12 protein-coding genes and 1 pseudogene are annotated in these 15,310 nt (G+C 75.6%); 10 read left to right on the forward strand and 3 right to left on the reverse strand.

Annotated features, from left to right (window positions below):
* Nucleotides 1-79: 79 nt before the first annotated feature.
* Nucleotides 80-367 (reverse strand): annotated as a pseudogene (locus ACWDR0_RS32265) (SCO0607 family lipoprotein); the annotation flags it as partial.
* 99 nt (nucleotides 368-466) lie between these two features.
* Complete coding sequence (locus tag ACWDR0_RS32270) at nucleotides 467-976, reverse strand: GNAT family N-acetyltransferase (RefSeq protein WP_456355371.1); 510 nt, start codon at nucleotides 974-976, stop codon at nucleotides 467-469.
* A gap of 281 nt (nucleotides 977-1,257) precedes the next feature.
* Here ACWDR0_RS32270 and ACWDR0_RS32275 point away from each other — a divergent pair, with 281 nt between their 5' ends.
* From ACWDR0_RS32275 to ACWDR0_RS32285, 3 genes are all read left to right on the forward strand, one after another.
* Nucleotides 1,258-2,037 (forward strand): SMI1/KNR4 family protein, encoded by a 780-nt coding sequence (locus tag ACWDR0_RS32275; RefSeq protein WP_456355372.1) that lies wholly within the window; start codon nucleotides 1,258-1,260, stop codon nucleotides 2,035-2,037.
* A gap of 114 nt (nucleotides 2,038-2,151) precedes the next feature.
* On the forward strand, nucleotides 2,152-3,360 hold the full coding sequence (locus ACWDR0_RS32280; protein WP_456355373.1) for an MFS transporter: 1,209 nt from the start codon (nucleotides 2,152-2,154) through the stop codon (nucleotides 3,358-3,360).
* 329 nt (nucleotides 3,361-3,689) lie between these two features.
* Nucleotides 3,690-4,379, forward strand: coding sequence for a lysophospholipid acyltransferase family protein (locus tag ACWDR0_RS32285; protein WP_456355374.1), 690 nt, complete (start codon nucleotides 3,690-3,692; stop codon nucleotides 4,377-4,379).
* Between the two features lie 82 nt (nucleotides 4,380-4,461).
* Here ACWDR0_RS32285 and shc read toward each other — a convergent pair whose 3' ends face one another.
* A complete protein-coding gene (gene shc, locus ACWDR0_RS32290) occupies nucleotides 4,462-6,492 on the reverse strand; it encodes a squalene--hopene cyclase (protein ID WP_456355375.1) in 2,031 nt (676 codons plus the stop codon).
* A 71-nt stretch (nucleotides 6,493-6,563) separates the two neighbouring features.
* On the opposite strand from shc, the gene ACWDR0_RS32295 reads away from it, so the two are divergent.
* From ACWDR0_RS32295 to ACWDR0_RS32325, 7 genes are all read left to right on the forward strand, one after another.
* The gene (locus ACWDR0_RS32295; protein ID WP_456355376.1) at nucleotides 6,564-7,631 is read left to right on the forward strand and encodes a polyprenyl synthetase family protein; all 1,068 of its coding nucleotides are present in this window, start codon (nucleotides 6,564-6,566) and stop codon (nucleotides 7,629-7,631) included.
* A complete protein-coding gene (locus ACWDR0_RS32300; protein WP_456355377.1) occupies nucleotides 7,628-8,926 on the forward strand; it encodes a UbiA family prenyltransferase in 1,299 nt (432 codons plus the stop codon). Before ACWDR0_RS32295 ends, ACWDR0_RS32300 begins: the two co-directional genes overlap by 4 nt.
* Complete coding sequence (locus ACWDR0_RS32305) at nucleotides 8,923-10,278, forward strand: cytochrome P450 (protein WP_456355378.1); 1,356 nt, start codon at nucleotides 8,923-8,925, stop codon at nucleotides 10,276-10,278. The genes ACWDR0_RS32300 and ACWDR0_RS32305 overlap by 4 nt, the downstream gene beginning before the upstream one ends.
* The gene (locus ACWDR0_RS32310; protein ID WP_456355379.1) at nucleotides 10,275-11,363 is read left to right on the forward strand and encodes a methyltransferase; all 1,089 of its coding nucleotides are present in this window, start codon (nucleotides 10,275-10,277) and stop codon (nucleotides 11,361-11,363) included. Before ACWDR0_RS32305 ends, ACWDR0_RS32310 begins: the two co-directional genes overlap by 4 nt.
* A gap of 400 nt (nucleotides 11,364-11,763) precedes the next feature.
* Nucleotides 11,764-12,462 carry a DUF6875 domain-containing protein gene (locus tag ACWDR0_RS32315; protein ID WP_456355380.1) on the forward strand — a complete coding sequence of 233 codons (699 nt, stop codon included), beginning with the start codon at nucleotides 11,764-11,766 and terminating at the stop codon, nucleotides 12,460-12,462.
* Nucleotides 12,459-13,787, forward strand: a complete 1,329-nt coding sequence (locus ACWDR0_RS32320; protein WP_456355381.1) for a class I SAM-dependent methyltransferase — start codon at nucleotides 12,459-12,461, stop codon at nucleotides 13,785-13,787. Before ACWDR0_RS32315 ends, ACWDR0_RS32320 begins: the two co-directional genes overlap by 4 nt.
* Before the next feature lie 9 nt (nucleotides 13,788-13,796).
* Nucleotides 13,797-15,310 (forward strand): thiamine pyrophosphate-binding protein (locus ACWDR0_RS32325; protein WP_456355382.1); only part of this gene is annotated, 1,514 nt, incomplete at its 3' end.

Below are 15,310 nucleotides of genomic sequence, written 5' to 3' on the forward strand. Positions count from 1 at the left end.
GGCTGCGCCACGGGCTCGAGGTCGCCGTGGCCGACCAGAGCACGCTCAGGTTCTCGGCCGCGCCGGAGGCGCCGTACGACACCTCGGCGCCGTTCTCGTCGAGGGTGTGGGTGCGCCAGTAGACGTCCCACTTGTCGTCGACGTGCTCCGGGACCTTGCCCTCCGGGTAGCGGACCCAGCCGTCCGCCGGTTCGTCGCCGTCCGCCACGCAGTCCGAGCCCGAGCTGTTGACCGCGAGGACCGGATAGTGGCCGCCGCCGCAGATCGCCTCCTTGAAGGCGCAGCCCGTCAGGGCCGCGGAGGCCGCGACGGCGAGGGCCGCGGCCAGGACGGCGGTGGTGCGGCGGACGGGGCGGGGTGCGGGCACGGCGTCGGTCTCCTGTCGTTCGTCTGACGGGACCACTGTGCCGCGCCGCCGGAACCGCCGCGTGAGTACGGGTACTCAGGGGGAACCCGCTTCCGGCACTCAGATACCGAAGGCCGCCGGGTAGTGGATCGTCCCCGCCGGTGCCGGGCGTCCGGGGTCGAGCGTCAGTGCCATCATCGCCTCGTCCGGCACCTCGAACGGGGCGCTGATGCCCAGCCCCGAAGCCGGGACGAAGCCGAACCGCGGATAGTAGGCCGGATGGCCGAGGACCACGACGGTGTTCTCGCCCAGCTCCCGGGCGGCATCCAGCGCGGCACGGACGGCGGCCGTACCGGCGCCGGTCCCCTGATGGGAGGGGAGGACCGCGCAGGGCGCCAGGGCGAGCGCGGGCTCCGTCCCGATCCGGCAGCGGGTGAGCAGGGCGTGCCCGGCGACCCGGCCGTCCGCGGCCACGGCGAGCAGGGACAGACCGTCGATCCACGCCCCGGGATCGGCCCGCAGAGCGTCCACGAGATCGGCCTCCAAGGCCGTCGGGAACGCGGCGAGGTTGATCTCACGGACCGCCGCAATGTCGTCGGGGGTCTCCGGGCGAGTGGTCCATCCGGTCATACAGGTCATTCCATTCTCTGATGTCCGCCGGGGCAGATCGTGACGCAACGGGTCGAAGCGCCGTCACGGTAACACGCACCGCCGCAACGGCCCCCGGAGGCGGCCGGGGGAGGCACGGGCCCGAACGGCGTCGTCGGCAGCGGCCTGCGGAGCGCCGGCGCACCGTCACCACACCCGCCGGGCAGGGGTGTTGCCGGTGCGGTACGGCCCAGGTGCGGCGAACTGGCAGGGTCCCGGCCCCACCGGCCCCGGCGCCCACGGCCCGTGGCAGACTCGCGCTCATGCGGCCTGATCCCGGACTTCTGCGCGACATGATTGCTTCGGTGCCCGGTATCACGGTGGAACCGGACGGGGCGAAGTCCGCGGCGGCGATCCGTGCGACGGAAGCCGTCACCGGCCCGCTCGGCCCCTCCTACCGGTGGTGGCTCGCCGAGTACGGGGAGGGCGCCCTCGACGGAGCCCCGGTGGCGACCGTGGCACCTCTCCACCGGATCGGTTCGATCGGCCTCCTCGACGGCTGGCACGGCGGTGACCGGCTGCCGTTCCACCACGAGGGCGACGGCGGCGACTCCTACGCGTTCGACCTGACGGCCGCCGGGCCCGAGCGGCCCGTGGTCCGCCGGGACCACTTCACCGGCGAGGAGGAACGGATCGCCGAGTCCTTCGCCGGCTTCCTCTCGGTATGGGCCGCACGCGCCCTCGGACTCCGGGACGGACCGAACCCGGCGGTCGCCGCGCTCTGGCGGACGGCTTCGGGCGCCGTGCTGCCCGGCGGCACCGTCGTCTACGGCCCCGCGCTCTTCCGGGAGCGCAACGAACGCCACGGCATCGCGGAGCGCGCGCCGCACTGGGTGCTCGCCGGTGACGACGGCGCCGGTACGGGGCTGTTCATGCGCCGCCACGGCCGGGACCGCGCCTCGGTGTACCGGCTCGCGATCGGCGAGGCCGCGAACGACATCGGGGAACGCGGCACGTTCGTCACGGACGACCTGTGCGGTTGGCTCGGCCGGACCGCCGGGGACACCCCGGACACCCCCGGGGCGGACCTTCCGGACTGCTGAAGGCCCGGGCTCCGGACACCGCCAGGGACTCCGCTCCGGACTCCGGTCCAGCCGGGTGCGGAGAAGCACGAGTCAAGCCCGGAAAACGGGCATAAACCATCATAGGGTTGACTTATGAGTCACCGTATCCCCGGTACCGGCCGCCGCCCGGGCTATCTCGCCGCGGCCGCGGTCTTCGCCGTGGGGATGGCCGGGACCACGCTGCCCACCCCTCTCTACGGCCTGTACCGCGAGGAGATCGGCTTCTCCGAGCTGACCGTGACGCTCGTCTTCGCCACCTACGCGATCGGCGTGATCCTCACCCTGCTGCTCGCGGGCAACCACTCCGACCGCGCGGGCCGGCGGCCCGTCCTCTTCTGCGCACTGCTGTGCGGTGCCGCGAGCGCGGTCTGTTTCCTGCTGGAGAACGGGCTGCCGCTGCTCTACACGGGCCGGGTGTTCTCCGGCCTCTCGGCCGGACTGCTCAGCGGGGCCGCCACCGTCACCGTGCTGGAACTCGCCGGGCCCGGCAGACGCTCCAGGGCCGGATTCGCCGCCACCGCCGCCAATATGGGCGGCCTGGGCTGCGGGCCGCTCATCGCCGGATTCCTGGCCGAGTACGCGCCCGCGCCGCTGACGCTGCCGTTCGTGGTCCATCTCGTCCTGCTCGGCCTGGCCTGCGCGGTGGTGGCGGCCCTGCCGGAGACCGTGGCGGATCCGCGGCCCCGTGCCCCCCTGCGGCCGCAGGGGCTGTACGTCCCCGCCGGGGTACGGCCCGTCTTCGTACCGTCCGCCGTCGCCGCCTTCGCGGGCTTCGCCCTCCTCGGCCTGTTCACCGCCGTCGCGCCCAGCTTCCTCGCCGAGACCCTCGGCGAACGGAATCTCGCGGTCACCGGAACCGTGGTGTTCTGCGTTTTCCTGGCCTCCACCGCCGGACAGGCCGTCACGGGCCGGCTCTCCGCGGGTACGGCCCTGCCCCTGGGCTGTGCCGTACTGGTGGCCGGGCTGCTGCTGGTCGGTGCCTCGCTCGCGGTCCGCTCCCTCGCCCTGCTGATCGCCGGCGGGGTCTGCGGGGGCTTCGGCCAGGGCATGGCGTTCCGCGCGGGCCTGGCCGCGGTGAGCGCCGCCGCGCCCGCGGCCCACCGGGCCGCGACCGTCTCCTCGTTCTTCGTCGTCGCCTACACCGGGATCTCGCTGCCCGTCATCGGGGTCGGTGCGCTGGCCGTGGCCCTGGGGGTCCGCGACGCGGGGATGATCTTCGCGGGCTGTGCGACGGTGGTGGCCCTCGGCACCGGGCTCTGGCTGTACCGCAGGCGTACGGAGCTGACGGCGCCCCCGGCCTGACGCCCGCTCCGGCGGCCCGGCGCTCGGCCTGTTCCGGGGCCGCGCCCGCTCCGGGTGTTCCGGGCTCCTGCCCGCACTGTCGCCGGACGCGCCAGGTCGTGCCGTGCCCGTACCTGCTCCGCCCCTGCCAGGTGGTCTGCTCGTGCCGGGCCCCCGCCCTGACGCCCGCCCGGTACGCCCCGGCCCCGGCCCGCCCCCACTGCCCCCGCCCGCCCGCACCCGGGTACCGGCCGGCCGCCGTACTGAGTATCCGCACTCAGGCCCCGGCGCCCGGCGTTCCGCCAGGATGGGGCGCGTACCGTTCACCGAGGCCGGGAGGGCCCGTCGTCATGCTGAGTCCGCTGTCGGATGTCCTGGTACCCGCGGTCGGGCGCCTCTCGGTGACCGCCGATCCGGCGGCCGTCCTCGCCCCGGGCAGCATCGTCGTGGCCAACCACACCTCGCTCGCCGATCCGGCCGTGGTGCTGGCCGCTCTCCGCCGCCAAGGGGCCGAGCCCGTCGTCCTGGCCGCCGCCGGGCTCTGGCGGATACCGGTCCTCGGCGGCGCCCTCACCCGCGGCGGGCACATACCCGTCCACCGGCACGACCGGCGCGCGGCCCGGGCACTCGACGACGCGGCCGCGGCACTGGCGCACGGTCGCCTGGTCCTCGTCTACCCGGAGGGCGGTATCGCGGCCCGGCCGGGCTCCGGCGAGGAAGCGCCGGGCGCCTTCCGTACCGGCCCCGCCCGGCTCGCCGCGCTCACCGGGGCCCCCGTGGTCCCCGTCGGCCAGGCGGGCGCCCGCCGGATCACCTCCGGCTCCCTGCCGCGGCAGCTGGCCGGTGTGCTCACCGCCCCGCTGCGCCGCCCCCGGCTGCATGTCCACATCGGGGCGCCGCTCCGGCCGGACCCCGACCCGCGTCTCGGTACGGCGCAGCTCCGTACCGCCGTCACCGGCGCCTGGCGCACGGCCGCGGCCCGGCTCGGCGAACCCGCCGCACTCGCGGAGGACGACCCGGTCCCCGCGGCGGCGCGGTGACACCGCGGCGGAACGGGCACGCGGACGGCGTACCGGGCGTACGGACACCCCGGGCCGACGGTCCGGTCCGGGAGGACCGCCGCTATTCCGCGGCCGGCGGCCGGTGGACGTACCGGCCCATCGCCATCAGCGGGAACACCAGCCGGTACAGCGGATAGCCGAAGAACAGTTCACCGGGGTGTCCGACGCCCGTGTGGACGTCCTCCGCCCAGTCCCCGTCGTCCAGCTGGTGCTCCGTCAGCCAGTCCAGACCCCGGCGCACCCGCTCGTCGCCCGCCGGGATCCGGGCCGCGTGGAGCGCGAGCAGCGCCCAGGCGGTCTGCGAGGGGGTCGAATCGCCGCGGCCGTGGTGCTCCGGCGCGTCGTACGCCCGGCAGTCCTCGCCCCAGCCGCCGTCCGGATTCTGGTGCTCCGTCAGCCAGCGCACCGCACGGCGGACCGGTTCGCTGCCGGGCGCGACACCGCAGGCCACCAGCGCGGGCACGGCCGCACCGGTGCCGTAGAGGTAGTGCACGCCCCAGCGACCGTACCAGGCACCCGACGGGGCCTGTTCGGCCAGCAGCCAGTCCACGCCCCGCCGGACCCGGGGATCGCCGGAGAGCCCGAGCTCGCCCATCGTCTCCAGGACGTGCCCGGTCAGATCGCCGCCCCAGGGCGGGTCGATGACGGGCCCGTAGTCGCAGAACGGGAGCCGGGAGACCGCCCGGGAGAGCGCGGGAACGTTCCCCGGGTCGTACGTCGCCCAGCCCCCGGCGTCCGACTGCATCCCCAGCAGCCACCCGGTGCCCCGGCCCAGCGCCGCGGTGACCCGGCCGGCCGGCTCCGCGCCGGGGGGTTCCGCGCCGCCCGCCGCGGCGGGCCCGGTCTCCCGCGCCGACCGGTGCAGCGCCAGCAGCACCGCCGCCGTGTCGTCCGTGTCGGGATAGTGCGTCAGCTCCGGGGCGAACGACCAGGCGCCCGGCTCCAGCGCCGGGCGCGGCACCGCCCAGTCGCCGCGGGTCCTGACCTCGCTGTCCAGCAGCCGGTCCACCGCCGTGCGGACCGCCGGACGGTCCGCCGGAACCCCGGCGTCGAGCAGGGCCAGCACCGACAGCGCGGTGTCCCACACCTTCCCCGGGCAGGCGACGATACGGCGCGCCGGGCCCTCCGCCGTGTCCACCGGGACGGCGAACCCGTCCAGTCCGCCGAGCGCGGCCCGCATGACCGGATGCTCCCGGCCGTATCCGGCCGTATGCAGGGCGAGTACCCCGAACAGGCTCACCGGATGCACGGCGAGCCAGCTGCCGTCCCGCTCCTGGTGGTGCAGCAGCCACTGCTCCGCCGCGCGCAGGGCGGCGCGGCGCAGCGGCCCGAACGGACGGCGCTGGTACCGCTGGAGCACCACCGAGTCCGTCCGTTCGAACAGTCCGGCCACGCTGCGCCGCGGATGGCGGTGGCGCCGCGGCTCCGCCCCGTACGGAATCAGCTCGGCCGCACTGAAACCGGGATTGCGTACGGGACGGTGGGCGCAGACGATGGCGAGCGGCGGCAGGGCGATCCGGGACCAGCCGGCGAAGGCGTACATGGAGAACGGGCTGCGCTTCGGCAGGAAGATCTGCTCCGGCATCATCACCGGGACGTCCGTCCAGGACCCGAGACCGAACAGAGCCAGCCAGAAACGGGTTCCGGTCCGGGACGCGGCCGGACCCCCGGCCTCGCGGACGAAGTGCGCGGCCCGCTCCATATGCGGGGCGCGGGAGTCGTCACCGGCCACCCGCAGGGCCACATAGGCCTCGATGGTGGTGGAGAGATTGCCCGGGCCGCCGGGGGAGTGGGGCCAGCTTCCGTCCGCCGACTGCCGGTCGCGCAGCCAGCGGGCGGTGGCCTCGGTGACTTCCGGCGTACGGATGCCCAGGAACTCCCTGAGTAAGAGATCGTCGGCATCCATCGCGACGTTGCTGAACATCGGCCCGTACCACCAGCCGTCGGACTGCTGCCGGGCGAGCAGCGCATCGATGCCCCTGGAAATGATCGCAGAGTAATCGGCCATGACGGGTCTCCCGAGAGTGAGTTCGGCCGAGAGTGATTTCGTTGATCGGCTTTCCGGTTTTTTGCTTTCCTTGACTCTCATCATTGACGGCCCCGAACGGCCTGTCTACGGTGGAGTGGCTGTCGGGCCCTCCGGAGTCGGGAGTGGTGTCGGAGATGGATGCTCCGCAATCGGACGACTTCCCTCAACTTGACCAAGACCTTCAGCTCGTCGCTCAGCGGCTACGCGAACTGGCGCAGGTACCGGATCGCCGGATCCGGCGTCTTCTGGAGTACACGATGGAGCGCAGCGGCCGATTATTCCGGCCGTCCCTGGTGCTGGTCTCCGGCTATCTCTGCGCCCCCGATCCCAGCGCCCGGGCCGGCCCTCGGAGCATCGAGGCCGCGGCCGCCGTAGAACTGCTCCACCTGGCAACACTCCAGCACGACGATCTGATTGACGAAGCGAGCACCCGTCGCGGACGCTCCACCGTCAGCGCCGAGTTCGGACCGGCCGGCGCCCTTCTCGTCGGCGATTACCTGCTCGCCCAATGCATGCAGATTTCAGCCGCGCTCGGGCCGGTGGAGGCGGAAACCGTCTCCAAGACGCTGACCGAAATGTGCAGCGGGCAGATGCTGGAAACCTTCGGCCTCTACGAGCGCCGCCGGACTCTCGAAGACTACTTCGCGGCGATCTCCGGAAAGACCGCATGCCTCATGCGGACGAGTGCCTTCCTCGGCGCGATGGAGTCCGGTGAAGATCCTGCGGATCATTCCGACTTCGCCGCCTACGGACAGCACCTGGGTATGGCATTCCAGATCTGGGACGATGTTCTCGATCTCTGCGCACCGGCCGCGGTCACCGGAAAACAACAGGCGAAAGATCTCGACAATGGCGTCTACACCCTTCCGGTGATCTATGCGATGCGGGAATGGGCCGCGGACCTCGGTCCCCTGCTCACCCGGGTCCCGCTGGGCCCCGTGGAACGCGCCTCCGTCGTCGACCTGCTGAAGCGCTCGGGCTCCCTCGACCGGGCCTTCGCCACCGCGGGCACCCATCTCGACGAGGCGGTGGGATCCGTCGCCCGGGCCTTCGCCCGGCGGCCCCGCCCCGCCACCGCGGCGGGCCGCGGGGACGACGACCCCGTCGCCCGGGTACGGACCTTCACCCGCCGGCTCGTCCCCCGCCACCCGGTACTCGACGCCGTCGGGCTCGGCCCGCACGCCGGGGCGGCGATGCCATGAGCGCCGCCGCGCACAGTGCCCCGCCGCCGCTGGGCCCGGCGGAGTTCGGCGCGCTCAGCCCCCAGGAGCGGGTCACCGCCGCCAGGACCGCCCCCGGCGCCGGGGGCCTCGCCCGGACCGCGCGCCTCACCGTCATGCTGGGGCGGCCCCGGACCTGCATTCCCGGGGTGATCGCCTTCGCCCTGGGCTACACCCTGGTCCGCTCCGACCCCGACTGGCGCTTCCTCTTCGGGGCCTTCATGGTCTGCGTCGCCGGGCTCCTGGCCAACCTCTACAACGTCATCACCGACCTGGGCGAGGACAGCCGCAACCTCCCCGGCCGGCTCTGGCTGGTGCACGCCCTCGGCTACCGCAGGCTCGTCGCCGCCACGGCCGTCCTGTCCGTGGTGGTCGCCCTCTCCGGACTGCTCTACGGCGTCCCCTTCGCCCTCTTCGCCCTCGCGGTCCTGACCGGCGTCCACCAGTACTCCTTCGCCCCGCTGCGGCTGAAGGCCCGTCCGTTCCTCGGACTCGCCGGCTTCAGCCTGGCCGTCTGCGGCCCCTTCCTGCTGGGCTACTTCGGCGCCCTGCGCGCCGTCCCCGTCCCGTCGGCCGACGCCTGGTGGCTGCTGGGCTACCTGGCCGTGTGGTTCATCGCCAAGGGGATGGTCAAGAACGTCCCCGACCACGCCGGGGACCGGTCGTCCGGACTCCGTACCTCCGCCACGGTGTTCCCGACCCGGCGCGCCGCGGCCGTCGCCGCCTGCGCCGCGACCACCGTCGCCTATCTGTCCTTCCCGGTCCTCGTCGCCGCCGGGGCCGCCCCGCCGCGCGCCCTGGCCGTCATGGCGTTCGCGCCCGTCGCCCTCGCCCTGGGCGCCGCCATGGTCGCGGCGGAGGACCACGCCCGGGCCAACACCGTCCTGAAATGGGACATGTGGCTGTCGACCGCCTATCTCGTCGCCGTCCTGCTGCTGATCGCCCCCGGGAAACCGGCCGTCCTTGCGGTCGCCGGGGGACTCGCGGTCCTGGCCGGCAGCGATCTCCTCGCCCTCGACTCCCGGCGGGCCGCGGACACTGCGGCCACGGCTGACACTGCGGCCACGGCCGACACCGCGGGCACGGCTGACACTGCGGGCACGGCGGCCACCGAGGGCAGCGCCCCGGCCGCGCCCGGCCCGGACACCGCCGTCCCGCCGGATTCCCACCCGGCCCCGCCGGTTCACCGCACCGTCCGGCCGGGCGGTTCCGCCGCTCCGCCGGCTGCCCGCACCCCGGCGGAACCGCACGACGATACGAAAGGCACAGCGCCGTGAAGACCCTGACGACGCTCCCCGGGCCGCGCAGGCCGGACGACGTACTGCGGGCCCTGGCCGCGTTCCGCCGCTCCGTCCCCGAAGGGCTGACCCACCTCCACGACGGCTACGGACCCATCAGCTCCCTCGGCGTCCGCGCCACCCGCTGGGTCTTCCTCTTCGGCCGCGAGGCCAACGAACTCGTCCTCACCGACCCCGAACGCTTCCGCTTCGCCGGCGGCTACGAGATCCTCCGGCCGATCGCCGGATCCACCGCCCTCGTCCTCAGCGACGGCCCCGAGCACCGGCGCCGCCGGGAGGCCGTCCACGGCGTCTTCCAGCGGGAGGCCACGACCGGACACCTCGCCCTCGTCCTGGCCGCCGTCGACGCGATGATCGACACCTGGCGGCCCGGCAACCGTATCGACGTCTACGCGGCCCTGCGGGCCGCCGTGCGCGACGCCACCGTCGAAGCCTTCGGCGGCCCCCGCCTCCTCGACCAGAGCGCCCGGCTCGGCGAACGCCTCGAACGCGTCCACGGCATGCTCAACGACGCGCCCCTGCGCTCCCTGCTGACCTGGAACCTCCCCCTGCTGCGCGACGGCGGCCCACGCGCGGCGCTCGCCGCCGTCGACACGGCGGTCCGCACCGAGATCCGCACCCGCCGCCGGGCCGCCGACCCCGGCGACGACCTCATCGGCGCCATGCTCCGCGCCGACCCGGCCATGACGGACACCGAGACCCGCGACATGTTCGTCAGCCTGCTGATCGCCAGCTACGACCCCGTCAGCGCGGCCCTCGGCTGGGCCGTCCACCAGCTGCTCGCCGACCCCGGCCGCTGGGAGCGGATCCGGGCCGAGGCCGCCGGGCTGCCGGGACGCGGCCCGGTCGACCCGGCCGGACTGCGCCGCCTCGGCGGGCTCTCGGCCGCCGTCCAGGAGACCCTGCGCATGCACCCGCCGGTGGTGGCCTGCCCGCGGCGGGCCGCCGTCCCCTTCACCTTCGCCGGACACCGGCTGCCCGCGGGCACCCGGGTGCTCGTCAGCCAGTACGTCACCCAGCACGACCCCGCCGACTTCCCGGCCCCGTACCGCTTCCGCCCCGAACGCTGGGACAAGGACCGCGACGGCTACCTGGCCCCCCGCCCGTACGCCTATCTGCCGTTCGGCACCGGCACCCGGCGCTGTCTCGGCGGCGGGCTCGCCTCCGTCTGCGTGCCGGCCGTCCTGGCCCGTCTCGCCCGCCGCGTCGACCTGCGGGCCGACGCGCCGCCGCCGCGGGCCGGCGGCATCGCCGCCCACTATCCGCGCGACGGCGTCATGGTCAGGGTCGTCGGCGTCCGCGCCGAGGACGGCGCGGAGGCCCGCCGATGACCCCCGACCGGCCCCCGCCCCCGCTTCAGCCCGCGGTCCAGCCCCCGGTCCCGCCCGCGCCGGAGGCGGTCACGATGCGGCGGCTGCTGTACGGGCCGCTGCTCGCGGGGGCCCTGTGCACCGCGACCGAACTGGGCCTCCCCGAGCTGCTGCACCAACGGCCGCGGACCGCCGCCGGGCTCGCCGACCGGGTCGGCGCCTCCGCCGACTCCCTGGACCGGCTGCTCCGCTGCCTGGCCGCCTTCGGCGTCGTCAACGCCACCGGCGACCGCTACGTCCTCACCTCCCTCGGGGAGACGCTGCGTCCCGGGGTGCCCGGCTCCGCACTGCCGACGGCGCGGCTCGTCCAGCGGGTCATGGCACCCGTCTGGCACCGGCTGCCCGACGCCGTCCGCAGCGGCAAACCCGCCTTCCCCGAGGTGTACGGCCACGGCTTCTTCGACCATCTGGCCCTCGACCCCGCGCTCCGGGAGGTCTTCGACCGCTCCCAGGCCGCCGGGCTGGACCTCGAACTCCCCGGGGTGCTGGCGGCTGTCGGGGAATCCGGCGGACAGACCGTCGTGGACCTCGGGGGCGGTGACGGCGCCCTCCTCGCGGCTGTCCTCGCCGCCCGCCCCGGCGCCCGCGGCGTCCTCGCGGACAACGACCCCACCGCCCTCGGCCGGGCGCGTACCGCCCTGGCCGCCGCCGGGCTCGGCGACCGGTGCGCCGTACGGAGACTGGACCTCTTCACCGGCGAACTCCCGGCGGGCCCCCATACCTTCCTGCTCCGGCACATCCTCCACGACTGGGGCGACGACGACTGCGCCGCCCTGCTGCGGCGCATCCGCGCGGCCCTCGCGCCGGGCGGTCGGCTGCTGGTCGTCGAGCACGCCGCCGGGGCCTCCGCGTCCTCGTCCGAAGGCACCGGGGTCGCCGCGCTGATGGACCTCTACATGCTCTCCCTGTTCCCCGGCGGCCGGGAGCGCACCCAGGACCGGCTCCGCGCCCTCCTGACGGCCGCGGACCTCGTACCCGGCGAACCGGCCCCGCTGCCCACGGGTTCCGTGGTCCTGACGGCCCGCCCCGCCGGAGAAGGATCCTGAGATGCCGCCCGGACCCCACCCTCCCCGCAACCCGCCCCCGGCGGGCCCCTCCGCGGAGTCCCCGGACCCGGCTGTCCGCCCGGCCGATGCACCGGACGGGACGGGCCCCGCCGCCGCCCCGCGGCGCGCGGTCCCCGGCGCGGCCGGTCCGGCGGCTCCGGTCCCGGTCCCGGGGCCGGGGCCGGGCAGGTCGCCCGGGGACCCGGCCGTCACCGCCGGTGAGTCCCGGCCGCCGGGGGAGCGCGGTGCCGCCCGGGGCTCCGGCGCGCCGTCCGGGGGAACGGACGGCGAGCCCGGTACGCCGGGTGCCGTTCCGGGTGCCGATCCGGGCGGTGGTCCGGGCGGTGGTCCGGGCACAGACCGGGGTGAGACCGGGTCCGGTACGCCGGGGGTGCGCGGCGTGGCTCCGGGCCCGGTGGCTGCCGGGGCGCAGACGGAGGCCGGAGCCCACGGAGCACCGGCCGGGCCCGACGGCGGGACCGCCGCGCGAAGCGCCGTACTGCAGTGGCTCGTGGACTTCGTCGGGCAGCCGCACCGCGACCTGGGGCGGGACGGCGCCGTCTGCCCCTTCGTGGAACCCGCCCTCCGCGCCGACGCACTCGTCCTCGAAGAGCGCACCGGATACACCGACCCGACCCCCGGCGCCCTGCGCGACCTCCTGCGCCGGATGGCCGCCTCCTTCACCGCCCTGCCCCGGGCCGGGGCCCTGCGCGCCCTCGTCGTCGTCCTCCCGGACTTCCCGGAGAGCCGGGGCCACCTCCTCGACAGCCTCCAGGCCGAGGCCAAACCCCGGCTCGCCGAAGAGGGGCTGATGCTCGGCCAGTTCCACCCCCGATGCGACGACCGGGCCGTCCGCAACCCACGGCTCCCCGTCTCCCGGGCCCCCGTACCCCTCCTCGCCCTGCGCGACATGGCCCTCCACGACATCCTCTTCCTCGACTCGGACGCCCGCTGCTTCCACGCCTACCGGCGCCGCTTCGCCGACCGCTACGGCGACCCCGGTGACGAAGCCGGGGCCCGTACCCTCTTCCGTCGCCGCTACGCCCGGGCCGGGCTGCGGTTCGGTGCCGCCGCACTCCCTTCCGGAGGCCCGCGATGACCAACCCGCCGCGGCCACGGCCCGCCACCCCCCAGGAGCTGTTCGACCGGGCCGCGCACCGCTACGACACCTTCAACTCCCTCCTCAGCCTCGGCACCGACCGGCGCTGGCGGCGGGCCGCCGCGGCCGCACTGCCCGACCGGGGCCATATCCTCGACATCGCCACCGGCACCGCTTCGCTGGCCCTCGCCACCGCCCGCCGCGCACCCGCCGTCCGGGTCACCGGTGTCGACCTCAACGCCGCCATGCTCGCCGTCGGCACCCGCCGGATCCGCCGCGCCGGACTGGCCGGCCGCATCACCACCCTGCGCGCCCGGGGCGAGCACCTTCCCTTCGCCGACGCCGCCTTCGACGGCGTGTCCATCGCCTTCGCCGTCGACGACATGGCCGACCGCGAGCGCTGCGCCCGCGAGAGCCTGCGCGTGCTGCGCCCCGGCGGGACCCTGGTGCTGCTCGAACTCGGGCTGCCCGAAGGCAGGACGGCCCGCAGACTGTACGAAACGGGCCTGACGGCGATGACCCTCTTCGCCCGGCTCCGCGGGCTGGACGGATACCGGCATCTGCGGGAGGAGATCCTCACCTACCGGGGCGGCGACGCCGTACGGCAACTGCTGCTCGACGCCGGATTCACCGACCCCGGCCGAACCCCGCTGACCGGCGGCCTCGCGGTCCTGCACACCGCCCGCCGCCCCCTCCGCCCCGAACACGGCGGCACCGCACGCGGAGGCGCGCGGGGTACGTCCGGTACGACCCGCGCCCGGTCCGCGGAAGCACCGGACACCGCGGGCGTGCCGGGAGCCCCGGAGGGGCTGGATCCCGCGGGTGTGCCGGAGCCGCCGGAGCTGCCGGGTGCGGAGGGTATGCCGGGTGTGCCGGGTGCGGCGGGGGCGGCGGTGCCGAGGTCCTCCGGGGCACCGGGTACGGAGCGCGCGCCGGGAGTCCCGGAGCCGCCGGGGCTCGCTCGGGTGCCGAGGGCGCCGGTATCCCCGGAGCCGCCGGGAGCGGCGGGAGTGCCGGGGCGCCCGGAGGGGCCGGACACCGCGGGTGTGCCGGAAGTGCCCGGTGCCGGGGCGCCGGGACGCCCCGGGGCACCGGCCACCGGCAGCGTGCCCGAGCACGCGGATGCCGTGGAAGTGCGCAAACCAGCGGAAGCCCCGCCGAAGTCGGCGAGCCCGAAGGCGCGGGAAGCGCAGGAGCCACAGGCGGCGCAGGCCCCGGGCCCGGGCGGTCCGGCTCCGTACCCCGGTCCGGTGACCGGGACCGCGCCCCGTGCCCCGGCGCATCCGGCCGGCCGCCCGGCCCCGCCCGCCCGCACCGGCCCGTGAAGGGGAACCATGCCGCAGGCCAACCGTCATATCTACGCCGAGGCGATCGGGCGGCGCCGCTTCGCCGACCGACTGGTCCGGCTGCTCGCCGGGCACGGCACCGACACCGTCTTCGCGATGCCCGCCGAATCCCTCAACGCCTTCGTCGACGCCATCCGGAAGGACGGCCGGATCCGGTTGATCGGCGTCCGCCACGAGGGCGCGGGCGGCATCATGGCCGCCGCCTACGCCAAACTCACCGGCCGCCTCGGAGTCTGCGCGGGCACCGCCGGTCCCGGCGCGACCCATCTGCCCTTCGGGACCTACGACGCGCTGGCCGACCGCGCGCCCCTGCTGGCCCTCGCCGGACAGGTCCCGGTCGGTCATGTCGGCACCCGCTCCTTCCAGGAGATCGACCCGCACAGCCTCTTCGCCGACTCCACCCTCCTCAACCGCACGCTGACCGCACCCGAGCAGACCGGCGCACTGGTCCGGACCCTGGCCCGTGCCGTCCTTTCCCAGGGGCCCGTCCATCTCTCCGTCTCCTCCGACGTGTTCGCCGCCCCCGCGCCCCGCCCGGGCCCCCGCAGGCCCGCGCCCACCGGCGGCGGGGCCGACGCCAAGACGGTGGCCCGCGCCGCCGAACTCCTGGGTCTGCCGGACACCGTCGTCGTCGTGGGCCGCACCTCCCGCCCCGTCACTGCCGAGGTCACCGCGCTCGCCGAGCACCTCGGCGCGCCCGTACTCGTCCTGCCGGAGGGCCACCGGCACTTCGCCGCCCCCTGCGACGCGCTCCGGGTCACCGGAGACATCCACGACGAGGTCCGCGAACTCGTCGGCCGGGCCCGCCGGGTGCTGGTCGCCGGAGCCCGTACCGCATCCGTCGGACGGCTCGTGGGCGACCGGCCCGTCGTCCAGGTCGCACCCCGCGGCGAATGGGCCGACACCCCGGCTCCCGGCGCACCCGGCCGGGCCCGCGCCCCGCGCACCCCCTGGCTGAGGCTGCCGGGCGACGAGCGCGACACCCTCACCCGGCTGCGTACCGGTGCCGCCCGGCCCGCCCCCGGCGAGCTTCTCCGCGAAGCCGCCGGCCGGATCGGCGCCCGTACCGACGGCACCCGTACCGGTACCGGACTCTGGCGGGCCCTGGATACGGCCCTGCCCGCCGACGCCGTCGTCGCCGTGGAACCCGGGCCCCTGCTCGACGGGGCGTTCCTCGGCCTGGCGACCCGGGACCGGGCGCTCACCTCGTCGTTCGGCTTCGGACTCCCCGCGTACGCGCTGCCCGCCGCGATCGGCGCGTGCCTGGCGCTGCCCGGCCGGCCGGTCACGGCCGTCACCTCCGCGACCGCGCTCCTGGACTTCCTGCCCGAACTGCTGACGATCCGCCGGTACGGGCTGTCGCTCGACGTGGTCTGCGTCGGTACGGCGCCGGACGCCGACCTCGCCGCCGCGGCCCGGGCGGCCGGGCTCGCCGCCGAACACCTCCCGCACCCCGCCGCCCTTGCCCCGGCGCTCGCCGCCCGGCTCGATGTGATCGTGAT

The organism is Streptomyces sp. NPDC003691 (genome assembly GCF_053981115.1).

Bases quoted from the DNA above. Each gene is read 5' to 3' on its own strand.
- ACWDR0_RS32270 (WP_456355371.1), bottom strand. From the start codon at position 976: ATGACCGGATGGACCACTCGCCCGGAGACCCCCGACGACATTGCGGCG.
- ACWDR0_RS32275 (WP_456355372.1), top strand. From the start codon at position 1,258: ATGCGGCCTGATCCCGGACTTCTGCGCGACATGATTGCTTCGGTGCCC.
- ACWDR0_RS32280 (WP_456355373.1), top strand. From the start codon at position 2,152: ATGAGTCACCGTATCCCCGGTACCGGCCGCCGCCCGGGCTATCTCGCC.
- ACWDR0_RS32285 (WP_456355374.1), top strand. From the start codon at position 3,690: ATGCTGAGTCCGCTGTCGGATGTCCTGGTACCCGCGGTCGGGCGCCTC.
- shc (WP_456355375.1), bottom strand. From the start codon at position 6,492: ATGATGAGAGTCAAGGAAAGCAAAAAACCGGAAAGCCGATCAACGAAA.
- ACWDR0_RS32295 (WP_456355376.1), top strand. From the start codon at position 6,564: ATGGATGCTCCGCAATCGGACGACTTCCCTCAACTTGACCAAGACCTT.
- ACWDR0_RS32300 (WP_456355377.1), top strand. From the start codon at position 7,628: ATGAGCGCCGCCGCGCACAGTGCCCCGCCGCCGCTGGGCCCGGCGGAG.
- ACWDR0_RS32310 (WP_456355379.1), top strand. From the start codon at position 10,275: ATGACCCCCGACCGGCCCCCGCCCCCGCTTCAGCCCGCGGTCCAGCCC.
- ACWDR0_RS32320 (WP_456355381.1), top strand. From the start codon at position 12,459: ATGACCAACCCGCCGCGGCCACGGCCCGCCACCCCCCAGGAGCTGTTC.